The 24,709-nt window shown below is 64.0% G+C and carries 22 protein-coding genes; 4 read left to right on the top strand and 18 right to left on the bottom strand.

The features are described 5' to 3' along the window. Nucleotides 1-308: 308 nt before the first annotated feature. Together shiA and AB3X98_RS23610 are read left to right on the top strand one after the other, a co-directional pair. A complete protein-coding gene (shiA, locus tag AB3X98_RS23615) occupies nt 309-1,616 on the top strand; it encodes a shikimate transporter (RefSeq protein WP_069267097.1) in 1,308 nt (435 codons plus the stop codon). Between the two features lie 97 nt (nt 1,617-1,713). Then, the gene (locus AB3X98_RS23610) at nt 1,714-2,484 is read left to right on the top strand and encodes an IclR family transcriptional regulator C-terminal domain-containing protein (RefSeq protein WP_368603554.1); all 771 of its coding nucleotides are present in this window, start codon (nt 1,714-1,716) and stop codon (nt 2,482-2,484) included. A 20-nt stretch (nt 2,485-2,504) separates the two neighbouring features. Here AB3X98_RS23610 and AB3X98_RS23605 read toward each other — a convergent pair whose 3' ends face one another. From AB3X98_RS23605 to AB3X98_RS23590, 4 genes are all read right to left on the bottom strand, one after another. After that, complete coding sequence (locus AB3X98_RS23605) at nt 2,505-3,356, bottom strand: mechanosensitive ion channel family protein (protein ID WP_368603555.1); 852 nt, start codon at nt 3,354-3,356, stop codon at nt 2,505-2,507. Nucleotides 3,357-3,543: 187 nt separating this feature from the next. Beyond that, nucleotides 3,544-4,878: an arginine deiminase gene (gene arcA, locus AB3X98_RS23600; protein WP_368603556.1), complete on the bottom strand. Its 1,335-nt coding sequence runs from the start codon at nt 4,876-4,878 to the stop codon at nt 3,544-3,546. Between the two features lie 21 nt (nt 4,879-4,899). Then, on the bottom strand, nt 4,900-6,324 hold the full coding sequence (locus AB3X98_RS23595; RefSeq protein WP_368603557.1) for a basic amino acid/polyamine antiporter: 1,425 nt from the start codon (nt 6,322-6,324) through the stop codon (nt 4,900-4,902). A gap of 89 nt (nt 6,325-6,413) precedes the next feature. Then, the gene (locus tag AB3X98_RS23590; RefSeq protein WP_368603558.1) at nt 6,414-6,875 is read right to left on the bottom strand and encodes a hypothetical protein; all 462 of its coding nucleotides are present in this window, start codon (nt 6,873-6,875) and stop codon (nt 6,414-6,416) included. Nucleotides 6,876-7,168: 293 nt separating this feature from the next. Here AB3X98_RS23590 and AB3X98_RS23585 point away from each other — a divergent pair, with 293 nt between their 5' ends. Both AB3X98_RS23585 and AB3X98_RS23580 read left to right on the top strand, forming a co-directional pair. Continuing rightward, on the top strand, nt 7,169-8,584 hold the full coding sequence (locus AB3X98_RS23585; RefSeq protein ID WP_069267102.1) for a basic amino acid/polyamine antiporter: 1,416 nt from the start codon (nt 7,169-7,171) through the stop codon (nt 8,582-8,584). A 98-nt stretch (nt 8,585-8,682) separates the two neighbouring features. Further along, a complete protein-coding gene (locus tag AB3X98_RS23580) occupies nt 8,683-9,639 on the top strand; it encodes a cation diffusion facilitator family transporter (RefSeq protein ID WP_342946258.1) in 957 nt (318 codons plus the stop codon). 98 nt (nt 9,640-9,737) lie between these two features. On the opposite strand, the gene AB3X98_RS23575 is transcribed toward AB3X98_RS23580, so the two are convergent. The 14 genes from AB3X98_RS23575 to AB3X98_RS23510 all read right to left on the bottom strand — a co-directional run bounded on the left by AB3X98_RS23575 (nt 9,738) and on the right by AB3X98_RS23510 (nt 24,647). Further along, nucleotides 9,738-10,520, bottom strand: coding sequence for a hypothetical protein (locus tag AB3X98_RS23575; protein WP_368603691.1), 783 nt, complete (start codon nt 10,518-10,520; stop codon nt 9,738-9,740). 213 nt (nt 10,521-10,733) lie between these two features. Beyond that, nucleotides 10,734-12,305: an alpha/beta hydrolase gene (locus tag AB3X98_RS23570; RefSeq protein WP_368603559.1), complete on the bottom strand. Its 1,572-nt coding sequence runs from the start codon at nt 12,303-12,305 to the stop codon at nt 10,734-10,736. Between the two features lie 119 nt (nt 12,306-12,424). Further along, a complete protein-coding gene (locus AB3X98_RS23565; RefSeq protein WP_368603560.1) occupies nt 12,425-13,891 on the bottom strand; it encodes an efflux transporter outer membrane subunit in 1,467 nt (488 codons plus the stop codon). Nucleotides 13,892-13,961: 70 nt separating this feature from the next. Then, the gene (locus AB3X98_RS23560; protein WP_368603561.1) at nt 13,962-15,602 is read right to left on the bottom strand and encodes a proton-conducting transporter membrane subunit; all 1,641 of its coding nucleotides are present in this window, start codon (nt 15,600-15,602) and stop codon (nt 13,962-13,964) included. Beyond that, nucleotides 15,599-17,113: a complex I subunit 5 family protein gene (locus tag AB3X98_RS23555; RefSeq protein WP_368603562.1), complete on the bottom strand. Its 1,515-nt coding sequence runs from the start codon at nt 17,111-17,113 to the stop codon at nt 15,599-15,601. The genes AB3X98_RS23560 and AB3X98_RS23555 overlap by 4 nt, the downstream gene beginning before the upstream one ends. Continuing rightward, a complete protein-coding gene (locus tag AB3X98_RS23550; protein ID WP_133184712.1) occupies nt 17,110-17,460 on the bottom strand; it encodes an NADH-quinone oxidoreductase subunit K in 351 nt (116 codons plus the stop codon). Before AB3X98_RS23550 ends, AB3X98_RS23555 begins: the two co-directional genes overlap by 4 nt. Further along, on the bottom strand, nt 17,457-18,401 hold the full coding sequence (locus tag AB3X98_RS23545; RefSeq protein WP_368603563.1) for a hydrogenase subunit MbhD domain-containing protein: 945 nt from the start codon (nt 18,399-18,401) through the stop codon (nt 17,457-17,459). Before AB3X98_RS23545 ends, AB3X98_RS23550 begins: the two co-directional genes overlap by 4 nt. Beyond that, nucleotides 18,398-18,691 (bottom strand): monovalent cation/H(+) antiporter subunit G, encoded by a 294-nt coding sequence (gene mnhG, locus AB3X98_RS23540; RefSeq protein WP_069267110.1) that lies wholly within the window; start codon nt 18,689-18,691, stop codon nt 18,398-18,400. The genes AB3X98_RS23545 and mnhG overlap by 4 nt, the downstream gene beginning before the upstream one ends. Beyond that, nucleotides 18,688-18,972, bottom strand: coding sequence for a monovalent cation/H+ antiporter complex subunit F (locus AB3X98_RS23535; protein ID WP_069267111.1), 285 nt, complete (start codon nt 18,970-18,972; stop codon nt 18,688-18,690). Before AB3X98_RS23535 ends, mnhG begins: the two co-directional genes overlap by 4 nt. After that, nucleotides 18,965-19,492 (bottom strand): Na+/H+ antiporter subunit E, encoded by a 528-nt coding sequence (locus AB3X98_RS23530; RefSeq protein ID WP_069267112.1) that lies wholly within the window; start codon nt 19,490-19,492, stop codon nt 18,965-18,967. The genes AB3X98_RS23535 and AB3X98_RS23530 overlap by 8 nt, the downstream gene beginning before the upstream one ends. A gap of 81 nt (nt 19,493-19,573) precedes the next feature. Further along, nucleotides 19,574-22,651, bottom strand: a complete 3,078-nt coding sequence (locus tag AB3X98_RS23525) for an efflux RND transporter permease subunit (protein ID WP_368603564.1) — start codon at nt 22,649-22,651, stop codon at nt 19,574-19,576. After that, the gene (locus AB3X98_RS23520; RefSeq protein ID WP_368603692.1) at nt 22,648-23,721 is read right to left on the bottom strand and encodes an efflux RND transporter periplasmic adaptor subunit; all 1,074 of its coding nucleotides are present in this window, start codon (nt 23,719-23,721) and stop codon (nt 22,648-22,650) included. The genes AB3X98_RS23525 and AB3X98_RS23520 overlap by 4 nt, the downstream gene beginning before the upstream one ends. 163 nt (nt 23,722-23,884) lie before the next feature. Next, on the bottom strand, nt 23,885-24,127 hold the full coding sequence (locus AB3X98_RS23515; protein ID WP_368603565.1) for a hypothetical protein: 243 nt from the start codon (nt 24,125-24,127) through the stop codon (nt 23,885-23,887). 58 nt (nt 24,128-24,185) lie between these two features. Continuing rightward, on the bottom strand, nt 24,186-24,647 hold the full coding sequence (locus AB3X98_RS23510; protein ID WP_069267116.1) for a hypothetical protein: 462 nt from the start codon (nt 24,645-24,647) through the stop codon (nt 24,186-24,188). Nucleotides 24,648-24,709 lie beyond the last annotated feature (62 nt).

Here is a 24,709-nt window from a genome sequence, read left to right as displayed (position 1 = left end):
AGCGCTGAAACGGACACCTCGCCGCCCCGTCGCGACTTCGAGGCCGCGAATCTGGCATATGAGGCAGGCCGATTTTAACCATTTCGTTCATTTTGACGAAGACCGCCGTGCGCGGTCGGTCCACGCGCCATCTCGGTGCAAACCCGCAAAGCGTTCGATAATCGCACGCGCTTGGGCGATAATCGCGCAAAACAGCGCCACCACGCATTGTCGGACCGCGAGGGCCGCCCTATGCTGCGTCTCACGTTTAGCGCGCATCCTGAATACTGCAGCAGCATGGCACATGCGCAACAGTCTGGAGACAACTGATGACCCCAAGCCTCGACACCACCGGCGACGCCGCCCCTTTCGCCCCGTCGCGCAGCCAGGCCCGCAAGGCGGCGCTCGGCAGCTTCGTCGGCGCGGTCGTCGACTGGTACGACTTCCTGCTCTACGGCATCGTCGCCGCGCTGGTGTTCAACGTGGCTTTCTTCCCGCAGGTCGGCAGGACCATGGGCACGCTCGCCGCGTTCGCGACCTTCGGCGTGGGCTTCCTCTTCAGGCCGCTCGGCGGCGTCGTGTTCGGCCACTTCGGCGACCGGCTCGGCCGCAAACGCATGCTCGTTCTGACCGTCATGATGATGGGCCTTTCCACCGTGGCCATCGGTCTCTTGCCGACCTTTGCGACCATCGGCTGGTGGGCGCCCGTGCTGCTCGTCACGATGCGCGCGCTGCAAGGCTTCGCCGTGGGCGGCGAATGGGGCGGCGCGGCGCTGATGGCCGTGGAGAGCGCGCCGCGCGGCAAGAAGGCGTTCTATAGCAGCGGCGTGCAGGTGGGCTACGGCGTGGGCCTCGTGCTCGCCACCGGCCTCGTGGCGCTCCTGAGCCACCTGCTCGGCGACGCGGCGTTCCGTTCGTGGGGCTGGCGTCTGCCGTTCCTCTTCAGCGTGGTGCTGGTGCTCGTCGGCCTGTGGGTGCGCTCGAGCATGGACGAGTCGCGCGAGTTCGTCGAGAAAGTCGAGCACGGTCATCGCAAGCTCAAGATGCCGGTGCTCGAAGCGCTCACGCGTCACCCGAAGGCCTTCCTGTACATCATCGCGCTGCGCCTTGCCGAACTCTTCACGATGTATATCGTGACCGCCTTCGCGCTGAGCTATTCGACCACCAACCTCGGCATGTCGCGCGATCTCTTTCTCGGCATCGGCCTGTTCGTCGGCGCGCTCTCCTGCGTGACGATCCCCTGCTTCGCGTGGCTCGCCGATCGCCTCGGGCTGCGCCGCATCTATCTGATCGGCGCGTTCATCGGTCTCCTGAGCGCCGTGCCGTTCTTCCTCGCGCTCGAAGCGCGGGCCACGATCTGGATCGTGATCTTCTCCGTGATGCTCGCGAACATCGCCCACGACATGGTCGTGAGCGTGCAGCAGCCGCTCTTCACCGAGCTGTTCGGCGCGGAGTACCGCTACAGCGGCGCGGGCGTGGGCTACCAGTTCGCGAGCGTGGTGGGCGGCGGCTTCACACCGTTCATCGCCGTGGCGCTGGTGGGCTTCGGCGGCGGTTCGTGGCACCTCGTTGCCGCGTACCTCGCGATTGGCTGCCTGATCTCGCTGATCGTGGCGGCGCGCATGAAGCCGGAGTGAGCAAGAGCCGATCGTTCGCACGCAAGCCGCAGGCGTTTCGCGCTTGCGGCTTTTTCCATTGTTTTGGCCACCGTGCAGCACAGGGCCTTGCGCGCCGATGAAAAAACCGCCACTGGACCGGCGCGACTGGATCGCCGGGCTCGAAAAAGGCCTCGCGATTCTCGAAGCCTTCGACAGCGAGCACGCGCGCATGACGCCCACCCAGGCGGCCGAGCGCACCGGCCTCTCGCGCACCGCCGCGCGCCGCTATCTGCTCACGCTCGAATCGCTGGGCTATGTGTACACGGACGGCCGGCTGTACGGCCTTACGCCGCGCGTGCTGCGGGTAGGCTGGTCTTACTTCGATTCGGCGCGTCTGCCGCGCACCGTGCAGCCCTATCTGCAGCAGCTGAGCGCGACGCTCAACGAGTCGGCCTATGTGAGCGTGCTCGACGGCTGGGACCTCGTCGTGATCGCGCGCAATGGCGTGTCGCGCGTCATGACGACTGGCTTCGTACTCGGCGCGCGCGTGCCCGCGCCGCTCATCTCGCCGGGCGTGGTGCTGCTCGCGCACGAGGCCGATCAAAGCGCAGTTTCAGCGTGGCTCGATACGGTCGAGCTGTCGCCCTTCACGCCGCATACGATCACGAGCGGCGCGCGCCTGCGCGAGAAAATCGAGCGCGCACGCGTGGACGGCTACGCGCTCATCGAGCAGCAGTTGCAGGTGGGCGTGCGCGGCATTGCCGTGCCGCTCAGGAATCGCAGCGGCGAAGTCGTCGCCGCGCTCAGCACCAACATGCCGATGGGCGAGGAAAGTCCCGAGGCCGCCCTTCAGCGCGTTCTGCCGCATCTGCAGGAAAGCGCGCTCGCCATGCTCAACGTGCTTTAACGCTACGTATGAGCAACGGCTCACGAGCGCGTGAGCGCCGCATGGTCGGCCGCCATGCGCGCGTTGCCGGTCACGGCGAGTCCCGCTGTGGCGAGTGTTTCGCGCGCATGTCCGCGGATGTCGTCGACGGCGTATTGCGCGTCGGCGTTGCGCACCCAGGCGCGCACCAGCAAGCGCGCGCCGCCGCTGGACGGGTAGCTGTCCACGGCGACCGTCGGCGCGAGCGTCGTGCCGTTCTGCACGCGCGGTTCGGCGGAAACCATCTCCTTGAGCTTGCCGATGGCGGCGTCCACCTGGTCGCGCCGCGCGAGATCGACCGTGACGTCGATACGCTGCGTGCCGCCGCTGCTGTAGTTGATGACGGGATTGCTCCAGATCTGGCTGTTCGGCACGAAGACGACGTTGCCGTCGCCGCGCTCGATGCGCGTCGTGAACAGGCCCACTTCGCACACGATGCCCGCCGCGGCGCCGCTGCCTTCGATCACGTCGCCCGCGCGAAACGGGCGCAGCATCAGCAGCATGATGCCGGCAGCGATGTTTTGCAGCGTGCCTTGCAATGCGAGGCCAATGGCGAGACCGGCGGCGCCCAGCGCGGCGAGCACGCTAGCCGTGGCGATGCCCACCTCGCTGAGCGCGGCAACGAGCGCAATGACGCGCACGGTCCATGCCGCCATACCTGCGAGCATCGGTGCGAGCGTGGGATCGGCGTGCGAGTGCGCGAGCATGCTCGCGAATACGTGCGCCACGCGATTGGAAACCCACCACCCAACCACCAGTATCAGCACGGCGACGATCACATTCATCACGTCGTGTGTCATCGTGGCGAGCAGCGAGGGTTGCAGATGGAAAAGGCGGTTGAGGAAATCGTCCATGATCGGGGATCAGATGGTTGCGATGGGGGCGAGATGCGCGCATGGCGCACCCCACAGGACTGCGCAGCAGTCCGCATGCCCGTAAGCTTTGAAAGTCTCGACTTCCACGCCCCATCGATCCGGCACCATTGCGGCGCGGAGATGCCGCCGCTGCTTGCGCCCGCAACGATCTCCTCGCCCTGCGACGCTAGAAGTCCACTGCGTCGCGAATGATCGGGCACGTCATGCAATGGCCGCCGCCGCGCCCGCGCCCCAGTTCCGCGCCCACGATCGTCACGACCTCGATGCCGGCCTTGCGCAGCAGCGTGTTCGTATAGGTGTTGCGGTCGTAAGCGAAGACCACGCCGGGCGAGGTGCAAACGAGGTTCGCGCCGCTGTCCCATTGTGTGCGTTCACGCTGGTAGTCGTTGCCGCCCGCTTCCACCACACGCATTTTCTTGATGCCGAGCGCCGCGCTCACCACCTCGACAAAGGACTTTTTCTCCTGACGCAGCTCCACACCCGCCGGTTGATCGCTGGGCCGGTACGTGAAGGTGCGCGTGCGTGCGAGGAAATCCGGCGCGATCAGCACGCAGTCGCGATCGGCAAAGGTGAAGACCGTATCGAGGTGCATGGCCGCGCGAATTTTCGGCATCGCCGCCACGATCACCTGCTCGGCGGCGCCCTTCTTGAAGAGTGTGGCGGCGAGCTGGCTGATCGCCTGGCGCGAGGTGCGCTCGCTCATGCCGATCAGCACGGTCTTGTTGCCGATGGGCATGACATCGCCGCCTTCGAGCGTCGCCATGCCGTGGTCCTGCGTGGGGTCGCCCCACCACACATTGACCTTGCCCGCGAAATCCGGATGAAACTGGTAAATCGCCGCGGCTAGAATCGTTTCCTCGTGCCGCGCGGGCCAGTACAGCGGATTGAGCGTCACGCCGCCGTAAATCCAGCAAGTGGTGTCGCGCGTGTAGATCGTGTTCGGCAGCGGCGGCAGCAGATATTCGGTGGACCCGGCCGCTTCGCGCACGACCTTGAGCGCCGCGCCGCCATGCGATTCGGGGAAATCGTGGATCGAAAGGCCGCCGAGCAAGGTCTCGGCCAGCTTGCGATCCTCGAGCTCTTCCAGATAGCTGCGCAGTTCGTCGATGAACCCCAGCCCGACCTGGTTCGGCACGATCTGGTTGTCGAGAATCCACTTCTTGCCTTCTGGCACGGCAACGGTTTCGGCGAGCAGGTTGTGCATTTCCACGACCTCGACGCCGCGGTCGCGCATCTTCGTGACGAAGTCGAAATGGTCGCGCTTCGCGTTGTCGACCCACAGCACGTCGTCGAACAGCAGCTCGTCGCAATTGCTCGGCGTGAGACGCGAGTGCGCCATGCCGGGCGCACACACCATCACCTTGCGCAGTTGCCCGACCTCCGAGTACACGCCAAGCGCGCTCCCTTCCTTCGCCTTGCCCTTGCCGCCCTTCGCGGCTTTCTCCGCCTTTTCTACCTTTTCGCCCCTTTCACTCTTGCCACCGCCCTTCGCCTTGGACATATCGATCTCCGCTCGTTCTCGTTAGACCGCCATGGTGCCCGTGGCCAGCGCAACGACGCCTACGATGGCCGCTACGGCCGCCACGATGAAAATGACCCAGTCGCTCGTACGCTGGAAAACCTTCAGCTTGCGCTCGCGCCGCGCGAGGAAATACAGCACCGTGCCAGGCGCGTAAAGAATCGCCGATAGCAGGATGAACTTGAGACCGCCGGCCAGGATCATGAACAACGTGTAGATCACGGCGACCGTGGCCAGCGCGAGATCGCGCCTGCGCTCCTCGGGCCGCACCTCGTAGCTCTCGCCGCGGTTCGAGACCATGAACCCATAGGCGGCGACGAACAGATACGGAATCAGCGACATCGAACTCGTGAGGTTGAGCATCAGCGAGAACGCATCGCGTGAGAAATACGTGCTCGCGACCAGCAGCTGCACGACGATATTGGTGATCCAGAGCGCATTGGCCGGCACGTTGTTGGCGTTTTCGCGCGCGAACACGGCCGGCATGTCCTGATTGCGCGCCGCCGCGAACATCACCTCCGCGCAGATCAGCGACCACGCCAGATACGCACCGAGCACGGAAACGATCAGGCCGATGCTCACGAAAATCCCGCCCCACGGACCGACCACGCTTTCGAGCACGGCCGCCATGGAGGGCTGGCGCATGCCAGCCACGTCCGCGCGCGGCAGCACGGCGAAAGGCAGCATGGAAACGAGCACCATGAGCGTGGTCACGCCGGCGAAGCCGAAGATCGTTGCACGACCCACGTCCGTGCGCTCCTTCGCATAGCGCGAATACACGCTCGCCCCTTCGATGCCGATGAACACGAACACGGTGACGAACATCGTCGCGCGAATCTGCTGGATGAGGCCGCCCTCTTGCGCGGCGGACTGGATATTCAGGTGGAAGGTCCCGTACTTGAAGACGAACAGGAGGATGACGATGAACACCACGATCGGAATGACCTTGGCGAATGTCACGACAGTGTTGATGAATGCGGCCTGCTTCACGCCGCGCAGAATGAGGAAGTGAAACAGCCAGATGCCGATCGACGCGACGACGATGGCCGTGACCGTGTTGCCGTCGCCGAAAATCGGGAAGAACGCGCCCAGCGTGGACTTGATCAGCACCCAGTACGAAACGTTGCCGATGCAACTGCCGATCCAGTAACCGAACGCCGAGAGGAAGCCGGGGTAATCGCCAAAGCCCTCTTTCGCATAGACGAACACACCGGCGTCGAGTTTCGGCTTGCGCTCCGCGAGCGCCTGAAACACGCGTGCGAGCGTATACATGCCCACGCCCGCCACGAGCCACGCAATCGCCGCGCCGACCGGCCCCGTTGCATTGGCGAAGGTCCGCGGCAGAGAAAAAATCCCGGCGCCCACCATGCCCCCGACTACCATCGCGGTCAACTGCACGCGACTCATCTTCTGCTCGGTATCGGCCATCGGTTTCCTCGCTTTTTGTTTGGAACTGCGCTTTATCGGGCGGCCGGCGCACCGCTGCGCCGCCGTTCAGGCTTCGGGCGCCTGCAGGGTCACCGCGTCACGCGCACCGAGTTGTTGCCCATCAGCACACGCACACGATCACCGGGGACGAATTGCTGATCCGCGTCCTGGACCACCGACATCAGTTGTCCCGAATCCAGACGCACGACGATTTCAAGGCCTTGCCGCTGCGTGACGCGCTGCTCCACGGCATTGCCCGCCGCGCCGCCCAGCACGGCGCCGCCGATGCCCGCTGCAACAGCGCCGGTGCCGCGCCCGATGTTGCTGCCTGCCGCGATGCCGCCAAGCGCGCCGCCGGTGATCGCGCCGATGCCCGTTGGGCCCGGCTGGATCGTGACGGGCCGAACCGATTCGACCGCACCGAGTTCGACCACGAACACCTGCTGCGCCTGGGCTGGCGTGAAGACAGAGCCAGAAGTCGGCGCCTCACAGCCGGAAAGCGCGAGCGAAGCAACTGCGGAGCCAAGAAGTGTTGCTGCGAGATATCGCATGAGATTTCCCCTAATGCGGCGCATTGCGGATTCGCTAATTCATTCGACCTGTTTGCTAACGATTACACATAGGGTCATTAGCGAACATTCAACCAATACGTTCCCGGTCATTCTCCTTTTGCTTTCCATCCTCCGGACACCTGACGAACATTATGGAATACGATTCGCACATGATGTATTCAACGTGACATTCGTTCGAGAATAGTTCATCGATTCAATGTGGCGCGCATTTTTTATCCGCGATTTCCCGCGCTTGCATTACGACCGGTCAAAGATCAGAAAAAGGCTCGAACATGAAATCGACGGATGACCAGAAATTGTCGCTGCCGGTCCTGACGGCCATGGTCGTGGGCTCCATGGTCGGCGCCGGCATCTATTCGCTGCCGCGCAACTTCGCGCTCGAAGCGGGCCCAATGGCCGCCGTCATCTCATGGTGCATTGCGGGAGGCGGCATGTATATGCTGGCCCGCGTCTTCCAGCTTCTCGCCGAAATCCGGCCCGACCTCGACTCCGGCATCTTTGCTTATGCACGTGACGGCTTCGGCGGCTACGCCGGCTTTCTCTCCGCGTTCGGCTACTGGATGGCCGGTTGCTTCGGCAATGTCTCTTATTGGGTGCTGATCAAATCCACGCTCGGCGCATTCGTGCCGGCGTTTGGAAACGGCAATACACCGATTGCCATTGCCGTTTCGTCCGTCGGCATATGGGCATTTCACTGGATGCTGTTGCGCGGCATTCAGCAGGCCACGCTCATCAATGCGATTCTTACTGTCGTCAAGATCCTGCCCATTTTCGTTTTTATCGGCATTTTGAGCGTCTATGCGAGTGCGGAGCCGTTCACGGACAATCTCGCGGAAAGCGCTCGAGGGCTCGCCCCGCAGGTCAAAGGGACCATGCTCGTGACGGTATTCGTGTTTCTCGGCATCGAAGGCGCAAGCGTCTATTCGCGCTACGCGAAGAAGCGCTCGGACGTGGGCGCGGCAACGGTACTCGGCTTCGCCTTCGTGCTGTTGCTGCTCGTGCTCGTGACGCTGCTGCCCTATGCGCATCTCCCGCGCGTGGATATCGCCGTCATGCGGCAACCTTCGATGGCGTCGGTGCTTGGCGCCGTGATCGGCTCGCCTGGCGTCGTGTTCATCGGCGGCGCACTGATCGTCTCCGTTCTCGGCGCCTACCTCGCGTGGTCGCTGATCTGTGCGGAAGTGCTGTATGCGAGCGCGAAAGCGGACGCCATGCCAGCCATCTTCGCGCGCCGCAACGCCCGGCAGCTTCCCACCGCCGCGATCTGGCTCACGAGCGGCGTGGTACAGGCCTTCGTCATCAGCACCTACTGGTCCACCGACGCCTTCTCGCTCATGCTGCGCCTCACGAGCGCGATGGCACTCATCCCCTACTTCTTCGTGGCGACCTTCGGGCTCAAGGCCATCCGCGCACTGCCGCAAGCGGCCATGAGCGCGCGAACGCGCACACTGCGCTATGCCACAGCGGGCATCGCCACGATTTATACACTGTTCCTGCTTTACGCTTGCGGGCTGGAACTGCTCGTCATGTCCGCACTGCTCTATGGACCCGGCAGCCTGCTGTACATGTGGGCGCGTCGCGAGCGTGGCGAGGCGCTATTTTCGCGGCCCGAGTGGTGCGCGTTTCTCGTGGTGATGGGCGGCGGACTCGCCGCGATCGTCGGGCTGAGCACCCCGGCGTGGCGTTAGCCGCGCGCCACGGCGCCTGCCCGCATCCATCGGCCTCGTGACTGCGTTTCGCCTCACCGCTGCCATCCAAACGTTCCAAAGTTCGACAGCGAGGAACCATGCCTATCAGCTACGCGCTCCGCAAGGCGCGGCTCGCAGCGGTCGAGCAGCGCACGATGAAGGTTTCCATTTACGTCGTGTGCCTCGGTTTCGCGGCCAACGTCGGCTATGGCTTCTTCGTGCAATCCGATACGCTGCTGCTCACCGCCATTTTCTATCTGCTCAATCTCGCGAGTTCCGCGCTTGGATTGCTCGTGGCCACCGTGGTGAGCCGGCCCGCGACGACTCGCTTCGAATACGGGTATTGGTTCCTCGAGCCGCTCGTGAACGGCATAAACGGGCTCATGATGCTGCTCGTTTGCGTATATGGCTTCGTGAACGGGATCGAGGGGATACGTTCGGGCGGCCACGTGGTGAATGCGCAAGGCGTCATGCTGATCAGCGCCGCGAGTTGCGTGATCAGCTTTGCCATGGTGGTCTATAAAAAGCGCGCGGCCGCGCAGATCAATTCCAAGCTGCTCAAAACCGACGGCTGGAAATGGATCATGAAATTCTCGTTCAGCGCAGCCACACTGCTCGGCTTTTTCGTGTATTCGATATTGCCCGAAAGCTTTCACTATCTATGGGCGCGCTATGTCGACAGTGCAATGACCGCGGGCCTCTCACTGATTTTTTTCTTTGCGCCAGTGAAGATCGTGAGCACGAGCTTTGCTGAATTGCTGCACATGAGCCCCGAAGAGAACAATCCGCGTTCGGAGATCGAGATGGCGCTTTCGAAGCTCGAACGCGAACTTGGCATTCTGCGCCATCACACACACGTCATCCAGGCGGGCCGGCGTAATTTTGTCGAAGTCAGCGTGCTCGTCGGCGCAACGTCCACGCTAAGCGATCTCGCCTCGCAGGACGAATTGCGCGAACGCATCTGGGAAACGCTCAGCGCGAATCCGCTGGAAAGCCGGCTCATTGTGCAGATTACCGCGGACCCGCGCTGGGAAGACGGACGCCAGCCTGGATAACGCGCGCCTCACCTGAGCGCGCTCGAAGAAGGCGAGTATTCCAGCGGCGTGTCCGGCTCCATCCTGGCGGCCATCGGAAACTTTGTCATCCGAACACGTCAGCGCGGCGACTGGGAACGGTCGATCGCTCCCGGCTGCGGTGGAACCGGGCCGACTGCAAAGCGCGGTGCCGCGTTCGCCACCAGAATCAGGGCGGCACCGGCCAGGCCGCTCGATACGTGCTTCAGCGCATGCCCCGCGATCACATGGCGAGTGAGCTCCCACACCTGCCAGTCAAGGCTCTCAAAGATCTTGGCCAGCCCGTAGAAAACGATCACCATCGTCCAGCCGAATACGCTGTCCACCTTGCGCGTAAGCGTCAAGCCGACGATGAACATGAGCCCGCCGAACTGCAGGATCGCGTACGGCCACAGGCTGTTGAGTGCGAGCCAGTACTCGATCGTGCCTAGCGATACCGCAACCAGGATTAGCAACGGCACCCAGCCTACGCGCTGCCCGGTGTTCGACGTCCAGACCATCGCCAGTATGCCGGCGAAGACGATCGTCATCGGCAGGCGATCCCAGACGAGCGTCGCGTCGGAAGGTGCCCAGTGATAGTAGGCCGACCCGATTGCGGTCAGCACGAGCCCGAATCCGGCGACTACCATGCCGGGGAATTTTGGCGGCTGCCGCGACGCATTGCGCTTCGCCCAACTGAGGCAGGCGATCCCTGCCGCCAGGATGACGAGATTCGACAGCACGTCCGCGGCATGCGGTATCAAACCCAGCGCGCGTTGGTCGGCGAAGTGGTGATACGACGCCGCCTGCGCCAGCGGCCATACCAGCTGCAACACCGTACCCACCACGAAGAGCATGATGCTGCCGAGCAGCAATCGGGTCATGTTCACGGTGCTCGTCTCCGGGTATGACGCAACACTCAACAGGTGCCGGTGCTCCACGAGTACGTCTGACCAGCCGGTGGCCACGGCGGCCCCATGCGAGCTTGCGCACCCTGCCCGTATCATCGGACAAACCGGGCTCAGTAACAAGGTCGGCCGACCCGGTGTCTGGATGCTGTCGATTCTTCCAGTCGAGTTGCTGTTGCAGGCGTCGGCTTACGGCTCGACGTAATCATCTCCGGCCTGCTCCAGTTCCCTCAACGCTTCTGCGGGATCCTCCGGCTTCCCGGCAGCGGTCTCATGAGTGCGCCTCGGTGAATCGACAATTGGCGGAGGCATCTTGCCGATGCCCTCGTCGACGCGTTGCAGGAGATACGGGAAGAACGGATTCGATGCAATCCGGAACATCGAGTCGAGCGTCAGAATCAACGTGCCGCGTTCTCCGCGCGGCGCGAGCGTACCAAGGTTGACATTGAAGTTCTCGTCGTCGCTCGGCTCGATGCCGTAGAGTGCGTCCGTCACGGGAAATGGAATCGCGACATGCGATAAGGAAAAAATATCCGGAGGATAGTCAATTTCCAAAGGGCGAACGTGAGTTGCCACACTGCCGGCATCGACACTGCGTTCGACCGTATGAGCCGAATCCTGGGAGGCGTTGGCAATGACCGTGGTGCGATAGTTCTGCGGCCCGATGCGCAGCAGCCGTGTGAGCGCCGAATAGGACGCGACGCGCAGGAAGGTTCTGAAACTCACGCTGCGGTTCACATCGAACAACACGATTTCGCTGCCGTTTGCGGGAAGCTTGTCATACAACGACGACATGACAGCAGGGGTGCTGACCGTGAAATCGGTCACCGACTGGAACGTCAGCACGGGAGGGAGCGAATTCAACCGATTCTCACGCTCGAGCCTCGCCATCTGCTCCTGGATCGCGCGGGTAAGCAACCAGGACTGACGCGCTGCGTTCACCGGGAACGAGTTGAATTTGAAGGGGTTGAATTCCGGCACGATGCCAAGCCAGGCGGCCCGCGCGAACGCGGGCAACATCGCGGGTAGTCCCACGAGGCCCGCAAACCGCGCGTAACGCGTGACTCCGATCATCGGCGAAATGAGCACGAGCCGGGTGGGACGCGTGAGCGCGGGGTTCTCGATGGCGTCCATTGCATATTGCAGGGCAAGCGCGCCGCCGTTCGAGAAGCCTATCAGTTCCAGCGGCTTGTCCGGGCCCACGCGCCGGCGCGCTTCGCGAACCGCGAGTCGCGTTGCTGCGGCCCATTCTTGCCATGTGACATTGGTCAGTCCCGCAGGCACGGTACCGTGTCCAGGCAAACGGATGGCGATCGCGACAAAGCCCCGGTCACGATAGTTGCGCGCGATGTGCCGCAAACTGTAGGGCGAGTCCGTCATGCCGTGCAGCAGCACGACCGCTCCAACCGGCGGTCCGGGAGGTTCCAGTATGTACGAGCGGTTCCAGTCCTGAGCGAAGTGCTCCGGATAGATCGGTGAGCCTTCGTAGTATCGGTTCGACGGGACACGCTCGGATGGGTCGATCTTTTCGACGACGTTGACGCGCACATCCTCGAAAAGCCGCGACTCCTCCCGCATGTACGCACTCCAGTCGCCGGCGTCTATTGCTTCGACGGTCATCTCCCGCGGCACGTAGGTGTGCCAGACCGATAGTTGCGGGCCGCGCAGCGAAGACCATGCCCGCAAACCCAATGCGAGTAACGCGAGCACGACCAGGATCGACACGCATATTTTTATTACCTTCAGCGACGTGCGTAGCATGGGTTTTCTCTTGGAAGCAACTTCAAAACACAGAGTGACCTTGACCTTCTTCTGCTGCGTATCAATTCGACCGGATGCTTCGTGATGCGCAGCCTGGCCCTATGTCTTTAAGGCCTCTGTCACCTGCCCTGTGAGGCATTGCCCTTTCGGTCGGCGCTCAGGGACACGGGCGTATGCGAATCGGCGATATCCACCCAGCCGCCACCCATGGCCTGATACACGCTGATCACCTGGTTATAGCGCGAGGCCTGCAAGTTGGCGAGCGCAAGCTCGGCGGAGAACAGGTCGTTTTCGGATATCAGCACTTCGAGATAGCCGATCAACCCGTCTTCGAACTTGAGCCGCGAGAACCTCGCATATTCGCGCAAAGCATCGACGCGCTGCTGCTGAAGCGCGGTCTGCTCGATGGTCATTTGTGAGCTGACGAGCGCATTATTGGTGTCGTTGAACGCGCCCAGCACCGTCTGCCTGTAGACCAGTTCGGCCTGGCGCTTTTGTGCCTCGGCTGACTGCACCTGGCCACCAATCGCACCCGACGTGAAGATCGGCCCGGTGAGTCCTGCCGCGACCGACCAGAGCGAGGCGGGCCCGGAAAGGAAGTCGCCGAACGCGGTACTGACCGAACCCAGCGCCCCCGTCAGCGAGATAGTGGGATAGTAAAGCGCACGCGTGGCGCCGACATTCGCATTGGCCGCGACCAGATTCTGTTCGGCCTGCAAAATATCGGGCCGCCGCTCGAGCAATGTCGAAGGCAGATCCGCCGGAATGACAGGAAGCACCAGCTCGCTCACCGACTTGCCTCGCGCAATGGGCCCGGGATTACGTCCCAGCAGAATAGAAATGCCGTTTTCCACGATGGCGATCTGCTGTTTGATGGCCGGTATCGCGGATTGAGCCAGCTTGTACTGCGAGCGCACCTGGGACAGCTCCGTCTGGGAAACCAGGCCGTCGCGATAGCGCAACTCGAATATGCGTAATGTTTCGCCGAAGTTACTCGCCGTGGCCCGTGCGACTTCGAGTTGCCGGTCGAGCCCGCGCAGCGTGATGTAGCTGGTCGCCACGCCTGTCACCAGCGAAAGCACGACGCCCCGCTGGGCCTGTTCGCTGGCATAGACCTGCGCCTGCGCGGCTTCGGTCAGGCGTCTTACCCGGCCGAACAGGTCGATTTGCCAGGAAGCGGATAGCATGCCCTGATAAAGATTGAATACGGGATCGAGCAAGGGGGACAGCGGTGGCATCCCGACCTCGCTGGTCCGGTTGCGGCTCACGTTGGCGCCATAGCCGATCTGCGGGAGACCCTGCGAGCGCGCAGCGCGCAACAAGCCGATGAACTGGTCGATACGCGCCGCTGCGATACGCACGTCCAGATTGCCCTGCAGTGCGGTTTGAATCAGGTCGTTCAACACCGGATCGTCGAATTGCTCCCACCACGCCGTGTCCACGACTTCTTCAGCCGCGGGCAAATCGACCCGCCACGTTGCGGGCACCGCCACCTCGGGGCGACTGTAATCGGGCCCCACGCTAATGCAGCCGGCCAGGTAACTGGTAGCGGCGGCAAATATCGCAGCACGCGTCAGCGTTCTCATGACGTACTCCAGGTTCTGCTGCGACCGCGTCCCGTATGCGCAGGCGGTGCGGTCGGTTGCGCCACACACATCATGCCGCCACCGCGAGCAGGCCGCCGAGCAGCAGCGCCGCGAGCAACAGCGTCAGACAGGACACGGCCCATCCGCGTACGAACGCATCCGTACACACAGCAATTCGTGCGGCCCCCGTGCTGCCGCGTTGCAGTCCGCGCAGGAAGCCAGAGATATCTCCCACAGGCACGGACGGCACCGTCTTGCCCCATCGATTCCAGCCAATCGCGAGCGCCGCGCCAACGAGTACCGGCCAGAGTGCCGACCACAGCGCCGCGGGCGCCAGGGCCTCGGGTAGCGAGCCTGCCGGGATACGCAGATACAACACCCACGGAACGGCGAGCGAGACCACGACCATTGCCAGCCATGCCCCCCTGAACGGCCCCGGCGCGCGCGCGTTGGAATCGGTCGCGGCCACTGCACCCAGACAGCGCACGAAATGAAGCATCAGCAACGTGGTCGCGGCTGAAGACGCCGCAGCCAACGACCCGGCCAGATCGCCGCCCAGCAGGTCCTTGGCCGCGTACTTGGCCAGTGCGCCGCCCGTCAACGGCAATCCGCCCAGTCCAAGCGCGATGACCGCCGTGGGCAGCAGCACTCGTCGCAACGATCCGGCACCCGTCAACGCGACCACGCCCACGGCCACAAACAAAGTGCCTTTGACGAGCAGATGGTGCGCGGCATAGTAAGCGGCTGCCACGACGGTAGCGGGGTCGCCTGCGGCGAGCCCCATGCCGATCACGGCCATCAGGAAGCCCATCTGGCTGACGCTCGAGTACGCAAGCACGACTTTCGGCTGGGCCTGAGTGATACCGATCGCCACGCCGTAGAACGCGCCGACCATGCCCAGCGCCGCGAAAGGGATGCCAAAGTGCGGCCATGCGTCGTTGAAAGTGAATGGCAGAAAACGAACCAATGCGATCACGCTGGCCTTGACCACCGCGCCGCTGAGCACCGCCGCCGCCGGAACAGGCGCCGCGCGATAGGCGTGCGGCATCCAGACATGCAGCGGCACCATCCCGGCCTTCATGCCAAGGCCAACCAGGAGCAATAGCAGCGTGGCGTTGCGCCAGGGCGAGCCCGGCAAGGCTGCAGCCGCATCGCGAATCAGCAGGCTGCCACCAGGCGTGGCCTGTGCGAGCAGGACCAATCCTCCCAGCACGAAAGCCTCGGCCAGTAATGCAACGCCAAGATAAAGCGCGCCCGCGTATCGGGCTTCGGGCCCGTCGCCCTGGAGCACCAGCCCGCTGGCGCCGACACTCAACACCGCCAGCATCAGATAGAAGCCAATCAGGTCGGCCGTCAGGAACACGCCCACGCTGCCGGTCAAGGCCATGAGCCAGCAGACGACGAACCCATCGATATCTTCGCGACCGCGTACATATCGTGCGGCATAGATTCCGGCGAAGAGCCACAACAGCGCCGCCGTGCCGAGCAACACCGCGCCTGGCGTATCGAGCGCAAAACTGAGGGCGAACCGGCTGTGGCCGAGCATCAGGGTTTCGCTCTGATGGACGCCGACGGCCGCGGCCAGCGCGGGCAGCGCAGCGACAGCGAACCATGAAGGCAGGCGCCTGCGAACCGGCGCCGACGCACAGAGCAGCAGCATCAGCAATGGCAACCCGACGGCTGCGACGAGCAGAGCCTGGGAGACGTTCATGGCAGCCCCGCTGGCGGCATCACCGTGCGGCCAATCTGGGCCACGTCGACCGGCAGCAGCACGGCGAGGCCAAGCAGGAACGAACACGTTGCGAGGCCAAGCACGGCGAGCTGCTGGTAACGAGGCACCTGCTTTTGCGGCGACCAGCCGGGCGCAGCGGGCTCCATCGCGCGCACCACCACCATGAAAACGTAGACGCTCGTGAGCAGGCCGCCGACCAGCATGACCAGCGCCCACCACCATTGCCCGGTCGCCAGCGCCGCCGACATCAGCAGCCATTTGGCGAGAAAGCCGCCGGAAGGCGGCAAGCCGATCAACGTCGCGCCGGCCAGCGCGAAAGCGGTCAGCGTCATGGGCAGGGCGCGCCCCGCGCCGCGCAGGTCGGCCAGACGGTCATGCCCCAGCGTGCTATAGATCAGACCGGCCGCGAGGAACATGGCCGCTTTTGCGCTCGCGTGCGATACGGCCTGCAACAGGCCACCCGTGACGGCCCGAGCACTTTCGTGCTGCACGGCAAGCGGAAACAGCAGGAACAGATAGCCGATCTGGGCGACCGTCGAGTAAGCGATCAAGAGCTTCAGCCGCACCTGGCGCAGCGCCACCACATTGCCGAAGAGGATCGCGAGCGCCCCGAGGCCTGCGAGGAGTTGCGAGCAGGACCCGCTTGCGATGCCGGCGAAGACGTCGACCCACAACCGCACCACCACGAACCACGATCCCTTGATGACCAATGCCGACAGCAGCGCGCTCGCGGCGGCCGGTGCGCCCGCGTGCGCAGGCGGCAACCACAGATGCAGCGGGAACAGCGCGGTTTTGGCGAGCATGCCGGCCGTCATCAAGCCCAACGCGGCCCAGGCTAGCGGCTGCGCCCCGATCCTCGCGGCAAGCAGCGCAATGTCCAGCGTGCCATAGGCGCCATAGAGCAGAAAAACCCCCAGCAAATAAAGCATCGAGCCGATCAGCGCGTACAACAGATAACGCAACGCTGCCTGCAATGTTTCGGCGCGGCCATCGAGGGACACGAGTGGAACGCCCGCAAAAGTCAGCAGTTCGAGCGCGACGTAGAGCGTGAAAATGTCTGCGCTCACAAACACCAGATTGAGCGCTCCCCATACCGCCAGCAGCAACAGCCAGAACGCCAGCGGCGCGCGTGCCTCGTTCGTGCCGGACGGTGTGCCGAAGTCGCCATTGGCGTAAATCGCCACCGCCCCCACCACCACGGCAACCACCAGCATCATGCACACCGAGAGGCCGTCGGCGCGGAGCATGACGCCCAGCGGCGGCGCCCAGCCGCCCAGCAGATAGCGCAATGCGTCGCCCGAGACCAGCAGCCTCGCCGCAATCTCCAGCACGAGGCCGAAACCGAAGGCGATCGTCACCCAGGCCACGCGTTGCGCGTGGCGTCCGCCGAGCGCCAACCCCGCCAGCATCCCGGCAAAAGGCAACAACACGACGAGCGTCAGCAGCAGCCCGCCCGGCGTCGATTGCCCCGTGAGCGCCAGCGTCGTCACCTCGCCTCCGTATTGGCGCGGGCACCGCCCGACGCCGCATCACCGTCCGCCGACAGAGAATTCGAGCCCGTTTCCGCGAACCTGCGCAGCATGAGTCCGACTGCGAGCGCGGAAGCGGCGAACGACACGACAATCGCCGTGATCAATAGCGCCTGCGGCACCGGGTCGCCGGACATGCCGGCGCCAGCTCCCCGATGCGCGATCACGGCACAGGCCAGAAAGACGCCATTGCCCGTGAGGTTGAAGGCCAGCACCTTGCGCAAGGGCTGCGGGTTGACGATCAGGCCATAGAGGCCGAGACCCACGAGGGCAGCGGCGGTCAAGCCGAACAACTGCGAGACGTTCATGGGCTCACCTCCGGCCGCTGCGGTGGACCGACGAGCAGGAGGACCAGGGTCACGGCAAGCGAAGGCAGCAGCGCGGCTTCAATGATGATGATCCACAGCTTCGCCCAGCCATCGGGGTACGCGAGAAACGCTCCCGCCACGACGGCGCCGAGCAGGCCAAGCGCGATGAACACCGCCGGCCCGACGATAAGGACGGCGCGCAGCCAGCGCCGGCTGACCGGCGGCGCATCGCGCAAACCGGACATCATGACGAGCAGCCACATGGCGGCAATCACCGTGGCGCCCTGGAACTTGCCACCCGGATGATCGGCGCCGACCCAGAAAATGTAGATGCCGATCACGACGCCGATCGGCGGCAATACACGCGCGAGATACACCAGAATGTCGTTGGGACTCACCCCCTGCGCCAGTCCCGGCCTGCCGCCCCAGCAGCGGTCCGGCGCCAGCGACCAGACGCCGACCACGCCGAACAGCAACACGATGGCTTCCAGCAGCGTGTCGATCGCGCGGAATGACAGCAGGACGGCCGTGATCGGGTTGCCGACGCCAGTGGCCTGAATGTGTCGCGCCACCTCGGGCGCCAGGGTCGGCGCGGGGTCCGGCAAGCTCAACAGGCTCACGGCAATCACGACGGCGACCGCCGTGGCGGCCACGCCTGCCGCGACACGCATCGCGAGGCCCGGCGTTTCTGCCTGGGCCGCCGCTTCAGTGATCTCGAGCCGCGACGCCGCGCGGATCAGCAGCGCGCCGGTCAGGCCCGCACCGATGGCCGCTTCGGTCAACGCGACGTCGACAGCACGAAGCACTAGCCAGGCCAGCGTGAGCAGCAGGCCGTAAGGAATGAATCCGGCGACCGCGGCGAACGTATCGCGCACGACGACCGTCCAGAGCGCAAGCGCCAGCAACAGGATGCCGATACCGACGGAGATCGCGGCGATCATGCACGCTCCTCCTGCCGGCGCGCGGCGCGCGCGATGAGCTGCGACACATCGGACGACGTCAGCATCACCAGCAGCCAGACCACGATCAGCTTGAGGGCGATCACGATGTGACCCGTCTGCGGCAACAGCCCCAGCACCACCATGCCCAGGCCTAGATTGTCGGCCTTGGTCAACGCGTGCAGCCGCGTGTACGTGTCCGGGAACCGCAACAGCCCGACTGTGCCGGCCACGAAAAAGACAATGCCGGCCAGCATGGCAATGATCGTGAAAATATCGGCTGCGGCTTTCATTTCCGGTCCTCTTTCGCGATATCGCCTTCTGCCTGACGATCGGCCTTGACGAAGGCGACCGACGCGAACGCCGCAAGCACGGCGAGCGTCAACGCCACATCCACGACAGCCTCGACGCCGCTTGCCGTGCCGACCAGCAGCAACGCCGCGATCCCTCCCGTGCCGAACAGTTGCGCGGCCATCATGCGGTCGGCGCGCGTGGGCCCGCGCAGCACCGACAGCAGGCCCACGGCCACCATCAGCAGCACCAGCGCGCAAACGGCGATGAGCACGTCAGCCATGACGTTCACCGCTGACCAGCGCGCCCGCGAGGCGCCGTTCTTCGTCCGCCAGTTGTTCGTCGACCCGCTTCGAGGTGTCGAGGCAGTGGTAAACGAGCCCGTCCGCGGTCTCATCTACCGGCAGCGACCCCGGCAAGAGGCTCGTGATGATGGCGAATCCATTGCGCGCCGTTCCCGGCGGAAAACCGACACGATAGACCACGATACCGGGCCGCAAAGGCAGGCGCGGGTCCAACGCGCGGCGCGCCACGTCGATGCCCGCGAGCAGGGACTGCAAGAGGAAATGCGGAACGAAGACGAGTAAGGCGCCGAGCCGTACCCTTCCCGCGACGGGAGGCAGGAGCCGCAGGCTCATCTGCGTCGCGACGAGCGTCGCGATCAGGCCGCAGACGAGATCGGCCGGCTTGACGCTCGGCATCAGGATGATCCATAGCGCGAGAAAGCAAACCGCGCGTGTCAGCGCGACGCGCCAGTGCGAACGCCAGTCGAGCAGGAAAGCACGAAGCGTTGGTGAGCTCATGGAAGATACGCCTCCTCTATCGAAAAACCAGCGAGCGCGCAAACGGCGGGCGTCTGCCGGATGGCGTCAGGCCCCGGCGGCTCACGTCGCCCCGCTCGCTATCCCCGACGACTGCGACGGCGGCCGGTCTTCCTTGCCAAACACCACCATGTACAGCGCCGGCAGGAACACCAGGGTCAGCAGCGTCGCCACCAGCAAGCCGCCCATGATCGCGAAGGCCATGGCGCCCCAGAACACCGTAGGCGCGATCGGGATCAGGCCAAGCACGGTCGAGATCGAGGTCAACATCATTGGCCGGATGCGCGAAGTGCCCGAAGCGACAACGGCCTCGAGTACGCCCATGCCCTCGTGTCGAAAAGTCTCGATCTGCACGATCAGGATCAGGCCGTTCTTGGCGATCATGCCGATCAACGCAAGAATGCCCAGAATGGCGACGAAACCAAGCGGCCGGTTGAACACCAGCAGTGCGAGCACCACGCCGATCAGGCCCAATGGCATCACCGAGACCACCATGGCCAGGCGCCTGAAGCTCACCAGCAGCAGCATCATGCTCGTCAGCATCAGCACGATCATCACCGGGACCACGGCAAATACCGAGGCTTGCGAAGTCGCGCTTTCCTCGAAGATGCCGCCAGTCGCGACGTGGTAACCCTTGGGCAGCTTCGCGTTGAACGCATCGATTTTCGGCGCGAGCGTTGCGACGACTTCGTCGGGCAGCTCGCCATGCATCACGTCGGCGCGCACCGTGAGCGTCGGCACACGGTTTCGCCGCCATATCAGCGGCGACTCCTGTTCCTCCGTGAACGTCGCGAACTGACTGAGTGGAACCATGCGCCCGCTCGGCGTGGGCACCTGCAGCGTACTCAGTGACTGCACCGTCAGCGGCTGCTCTTCCTGCGCGCGCGCCACGACGTTGACGAGGTAGATGTCGTCGCGTATCTGCGTGAGTGGCGTGCCGGTAATGACGGTGTTCATGATGGCGGCCAGCGCGGCGGAACTCACGCCGAGCTGACGCGCTTCATCCTGGTTGATGTGGATGCGGATCTGCCGGGCCGGCTCCATCCAGTCGAAATTGATGTGGCGTGTTCGCTCGTCGGAACCCACGATACCGGCCAGATCGAGTGCGGCCCTGCGCACCTGCGCCGGGTCGGGCCCCGAGACGCGATACTGCAGCGGCCACCCCACCGGCGGTCCCAGTTCCAGCGGCGACACGCGGGCGACGATACCGGGGAACTGCTCGCTCAGCGTCTTCTCCAGTTTCAATTGCAGCCGGTCGCGCGCCTCGAGACTTTTCGCGACCACGATGACCTGTGCGAAAAACGGATTGGGCAGCTGAACATTGAGGGTAAGAATAAAGCGCACTGCGCCGCGGCCCACATAGCTGCTGAAGTGATCGACATCGGGATCGCTTTTCAGAATGGCTTCGAGTCGCGCGACCTGGTCCGCGGTCGCGTGGATGGACGCGTTCTGGCGCAAGGTCAGATCCACCGTCAACTCCGGCCGGTCCGAGGCGGGAAAGAACTGCCGCGGCACGAACCGGACGAGGAAGATCGACACCACGAACGCCGCGAGCGTGACGGCAATCGTCAACCACCTGAGCCGCAGCGCGCCGCGCAGGAAGCGGTCATAGGCCATGAGCATCTTGCCGGGCTTGCGCGGCTCCTTTTCGGCCTTGGGCGCTTTCAGGATTGCCACACCGACGAGCGGCGAGAAAATCACCGCACCGAACCACGACGCGAGCAGCGCGATGGCGACTACCGCAAAAATAGAAAACGTATATTCGCCGGCCGAACTCTTTGCGAAGCCAATCGGCACGAAACTGGAAATCGACACGAGCGTGCCGATCAGCATTGGCGCGGCCAGCGTACGGTACGCGAACGTCGCGGCCTGATCCTTGCTGTCGCCGGCGGCGAGGCGGTTGATCATGGCGTCGACGGTGGTCATGGCGTCGTCGACCAGCAGGGTCAGCGCGATGATCAGCGCGCCCAGCGAGACCCGGTGCAGGTCGATGTGCACGACGTCCATGATCCCGAAGACAATCGCCAGCGTCAGCGGGATAGACAATGCCACTACCGTCCCCGGCCGTATGCCCAGACTCACGAAGCTGCACACCAGGATGATGATGATCGCCTGCCAGAGCGACGCCATGAAGTCGTTGATCGCCACGTCGACGGTATCTGACTGATTGGCGACCAGGAACGGCTCGATGCCAGCGGGCAGGTTCGCGGTGGCGTCGGCCATCTCGGCCTTCAGGTTGCGACCGAGCGCCAGTATGTCGCCCGAATCGCGCATGGCGATCGCGAGGCCGATGGCCGGCCTGCCGTTGACGCGGAACATTGGCTGTGGAGGGTCGGCGAAACCGCGTCTCACGGTGGCGATGTCGCCGAGGCGAACGATGCGCCCTCCCAGCACGAGGTTGACATTCTCGATGTCGCGTTCGGAATCGAAGGCGCCCGTCACCCTGAAGAACACCCGCTCCTGCCCGGTTTGCAGGACGCCGGTCGGCCTGATGAGATTTTGCGCTCTCAATGCGGCGACGATGGTCGGGTAGTCCAGACGCAAGCCCGCCAGACGGGTGGTCGAGAATTCGATGTAAATCTGTTCGTCCTGAGCGCCCAGGACCTCGATCTTCGAGACGTCCGGCACCAGCAGCAGGCGCGAGCGAATCGCCTCGACGCGATCGCGCAACTCGCGCATGTTGTAGCCGTCGGCGGTGAAGCCGTAGATGATGCCGTAGGTGTCGCCGAAGTCGTCGTTGAAGAACGGCCCGAGCGTTCCCGCCGGGAGCGTTTGTCGCATATCGTCCACGTTTTTGCGAACCTGATACCAGACGTCCTGGACTTCGGAGGGTGGCGTGGACTGCAGAAGATCGACGAAGATTGTCGTCTGACCCGCTGTCGTATAGCTGCGTATGCGATCCAGGTGACGGGTCTCCTGCAACGTGCGTTCGAGCCGCTCGGTCACCTGCGAGAGCGTGTCGTCGACAGTGGCCCCCGGCCACGCAGCGGCCACCACCATGGTGCGGAATGTAAAGACCGGATCTTCGGCGCGCCCCAACCCCAAGAATGACAGGGTTCCCGCGACCAGCGCAGCGATCATGAGGAACACGACCAGGGGGCGCTTCGAAAGCGCCCACTCGGATAGATTCGGGCCAATCACCTGGCTGCCTCGGTCCAGTTAATTTTCTGTCCCGGCCGCAATGCCTGCACGCCGGCAGTCACGACCACGTCGCCCGTGTTGAGACCTTGCGACACCTCAACGCGGTCCTCGCCATATGCCTGAAGCTCGACCTCACGCGCCGATACCGTCCCTGTCTTCGTATCGACCACCCAGACCGCCGGCTTCCCTCCTGGCTGGATCAGGGCGCTCGAAGGAATTTCGATGGCCGCCGCGCGCGGAAGCGTCATGTGGCCAATGACCGTACTGCCAAGGCGCATGGCTGCCGGCGGATTGAGGACTTGAACCCGGACCGCAAAGGTTCCGGTCACCGGATCGGCGCGGGGCGATACTTCGCGCACCTTACCAACGGCGGTGACATCGGGGTTGCTGGCAAGCGCGATGACGATGTCGGGACTGGCCGGCGCGACGTCCTTGATCGCGGCGGGTACATCGAATACGGCATCCACCGCGCCCTCGCGAGCGATCTGCACGATCATGCGGCCAGCCGGAACCACCTCGCCCGGCTCCGCTCCGCGCGCCGTCACCACGCCGGCTACGTCGGAAACGAGGTCGGTATAGCTCAGCCGGTTCTGCGCGATGTTGACCAACGACTGCGCCGAATCGACTTGCGACTGGGTGATCTTTGCCATCGCTTCCGACTGCTCGAACGAAGCACGCGACACGGCATGCTCCGCAAGCAGATCGCGCATGCGGGTGAACATCGTGCGCGCTTCCAGGGCTTGTGCCTGCGCGGCGGCCAACTGTGCCCGAGCGGACTGCAGGCTGCTTTCCTCGTTCATCCGGTCAAGCCGCGCCAGTACCTGGCCCGCCTTGACACGGTCCCCGACATCGACGTTGCGGGACGTCATTCTTCCGTCGATACGGAACGATTGATTGATCTCGGCCTGCGCCTGCAATCTTCCGGTCAAGGCGATGGTCGCTCCGGCCTCCTGCTTTTCTATCCTGACGACGCGTACCGGGCGCACTTCCGTCACCTGCGCCTCTTCGCCCTTACGGCAGCCCGCCAGGAGTCCGCCCGCCGCCGTTAGGCACAGCGCACACAGCGTCACGGCCAAAGGCCGCGACACCATTCGACCTGCAGCATGATTCGCAAACACTGGCGTATTCCTCTGGATCCCTGGACAGGTTGCCCGTGTCCACCGTGAAATGGCTTCGCGCCCTGTTGCGGCCCCGCCGGGCGTGCCGGTGTATTCATCCGAAAACAACGACGATTCAAGCGCTAGAACTCGACGACACCGGGCGACGTTCCAGACTGACGATGAACACCACGATCGGAATGACGTTGGCGAACGTCACGATGGTGTTGATGAACGCGGCCTGCTTCACGCCGCGAAGAATGAGGAAATGAAACAGCGAAATGTCAGCCGACGCCACGACGATGGCCGCGCCCACCACGCCGCCGACTACCCTCGCGGTCAACTGCACGCGACTCATTTTCTGCCCGGTATCGGCCATCGGTTTCCTCGGTTCGACACTTCGTTTTATCGAGAGGTCAACGACACCTGCGTTCACTTCATCGCGTCACGCGCACCGAGTTGTTGCCGAGCAGCACACGCACGCGGTCACCCGGAACGAACTGCTGATCCGCATCCTGGACAATCGACATCAGTTGCCCCGAATCCAGACGCACGACGATTTCAAGGGCTTGCCGCTGCGTGACGCGCTGCTCGACGGCATTGCCCGCCGCGCCGCCCAGCACGGCGCCGCCGATGCCCGCCGCTACGGCACCCGTGCCGCGCCCGATGTTGCTGCCAGCCGCGATGCCGCCAAGCGCGCCGCCGGTTATTGCGCCAATGCCCGTTGGACCAGGCTGGATCGTGACGGGCCGCACGGATTCGACCGTACCGAGTTCGACCACCATCACCTGCTGCGCCTGGGCCGGCGAGAAGACAGAGCCCGAAGTTGGCGCCTCGCAACCGGAAAGCGCGAACGAGGCGACTACAGAGCCAAGAAGTGTTGCAGCGAGAAAACGCATGACATTTCCCCTAATGCGGCGCATTGCGGATTCGCTAATCTATTCGGCCTGTTTGCTAACGA

The organism is Paraburkholderia sp. BR14312 (genome assembly GCF_040948675.1).
Lineage (GTDB): Bacteria > Pseudomonadota > Gammaproteobacteria > Burkholderiales > Burkholderiaceae > Paraburkholderia > Paraburkholderia nodosa_A.
Note: the sequence above shows the minus strand (reverse complement) of the source record. Positions and strands in the feature narration are given on the sequence as shown.

Excerpts from the sequence above, each read along its gene's own strand:
- shiA (WP_069267097.1), top strand. The coding sequence starts at position 309 with ATGACCCCAAGCCTCGACACCACCGGCGACGCCGCCCCTTTCGCCCCG.
- AB3X98_RS23610 (WP_368603554.1), top strand. The coding sequence starts at position 1,714 with ATGAAAAAACCGCCACTGGACCGGCGCGACTGGATCGCCGGGCTCGAA.
- AB3X98_RS23605 (WP_368603555.1), bottom strand. The coding sequence starts at position 3,356 with ATGGACGATTTCCTCAACCGCCTTTTCCATCTGCAACCCTCGCTGCTC.
- arcA (WP_368603556.1), bottom strand. The coding sequence starts at position 4,878 with ATGTCCAAGGCGAAGGGCGGTGGCAAGAGTGAAAGGGGCGAAAAGGTA.
- AB3X98_RS23595 (WP_368603557.1), bottom strand. The coding sequence starts at position 6,324 with ATGGCCGATACCGAGCAGAAGATGAGTCGCGTGCAGTTGACCGCGATG.
- AB3X98_RS23590 (WP_368603558.1), bottom strand. The coding sequence starts at position 6,875 with ATGCGATATCTCGCAGCAACACTTCTTGGCTCCGCAGTTGCTTCGCTC.
- AB3X98_RS23585 (WP_069267102.1), top strand. The coding sequence starts at position 7,169 with ATGAAATCGACGGATGACCAGAAATTGTCGCTGCCGGTCCTGACGGCC.
- AB3X98_RS23580 (WP_342946258.1), top strand. The coding sequence starts at position 8,683 with ATGCCTATCAGCTACGCGCTCCGCAAGGCGCGGCTCGCAGCGGTCGAG.
- AB3X98_RS23575 (WP_368603691.1), bottom strand. The coding sequence starts at position 10,520 with ATGACCCGATTGCTGCTCGGCAGCATCATGCTCTTCGTGGTGGGTACG.
- AB3X98_RS23570 (WP_368603559.1), bottom strand. The coding sequence starts at position 12,305 with ATGCTACGCACGTCGCTGAAGGTAATAAAAATATGCGTGTCGATCCTG.
- AB3X98_RS23565 (WP_368603560.1), bottom strand. The coding sequence starts at position 13,891 with ATGAGAACGCTGACGCGTGCTGCGATATTTGCCGCCGCTACCAGTTAC.
- AB3X98_RS23560 (WP_368603561.1), bottom strand. The coding sequence starts at position 15,602 with ATGAACGTCTCCCAGGCTCTGCTCGTCGCAGCCGTCGGGTTGCCATTG.
- AB3X98_RS23550 (WP_133184712.1), bottom strand. The coding sequence starts at position 17,460 with ATGAACGTCTCGCAGTTGTTCGGCTTGACCGCCGCTGCCCTCGTGGGT.
- AB3X98_RS23545 (WP_368603563.1), bottom strand. The coding sequence starts at position 18,401 with ATGATCGCCGCGATCTCCGTCGGTATCGGCATCCTGTTGCTGGCGCTT.
- mnhG (WP_069267110.1), bottom strand. The coding sequence starts at position 18,691 with ATGAAAGCCGCAGCCGATATTTTCACGATCATTGCCATGCTGGCCGGC.
- AB3X98_RS23535 (WP_069267111.1), bottom strand. The coding sequence starts at position 18,972 with ATGGCTGACGTGCTCATCGCCGTTTGCGCGCTGGTGCTGCTGATGGTG.
- AB3X98_RS23530 (WP_069267112.1), bottom strand. The coding sequence starts at position 19,492 with ATGAGCTCACCAACGCTTCGTGCTTTCCTGCTCGACTGGCGTTCGCAC.
- AB3X98_RS23515 (WP_368603565.1), bottom strand. The coding sequence starts at position 24,127 with ATGGCCGATACCGGGCAGAAAATGAGTCGCGTGCAGTTGACCGCGAGG.
- AB3X98_RS23510 (WP_069267116.1), bottom strand. The coding sequence starts at position 24,647 with ATGCGTTTTCTCGCTGCAACACTTCTTGGCTCTGTAGTCGCCTCGTTC.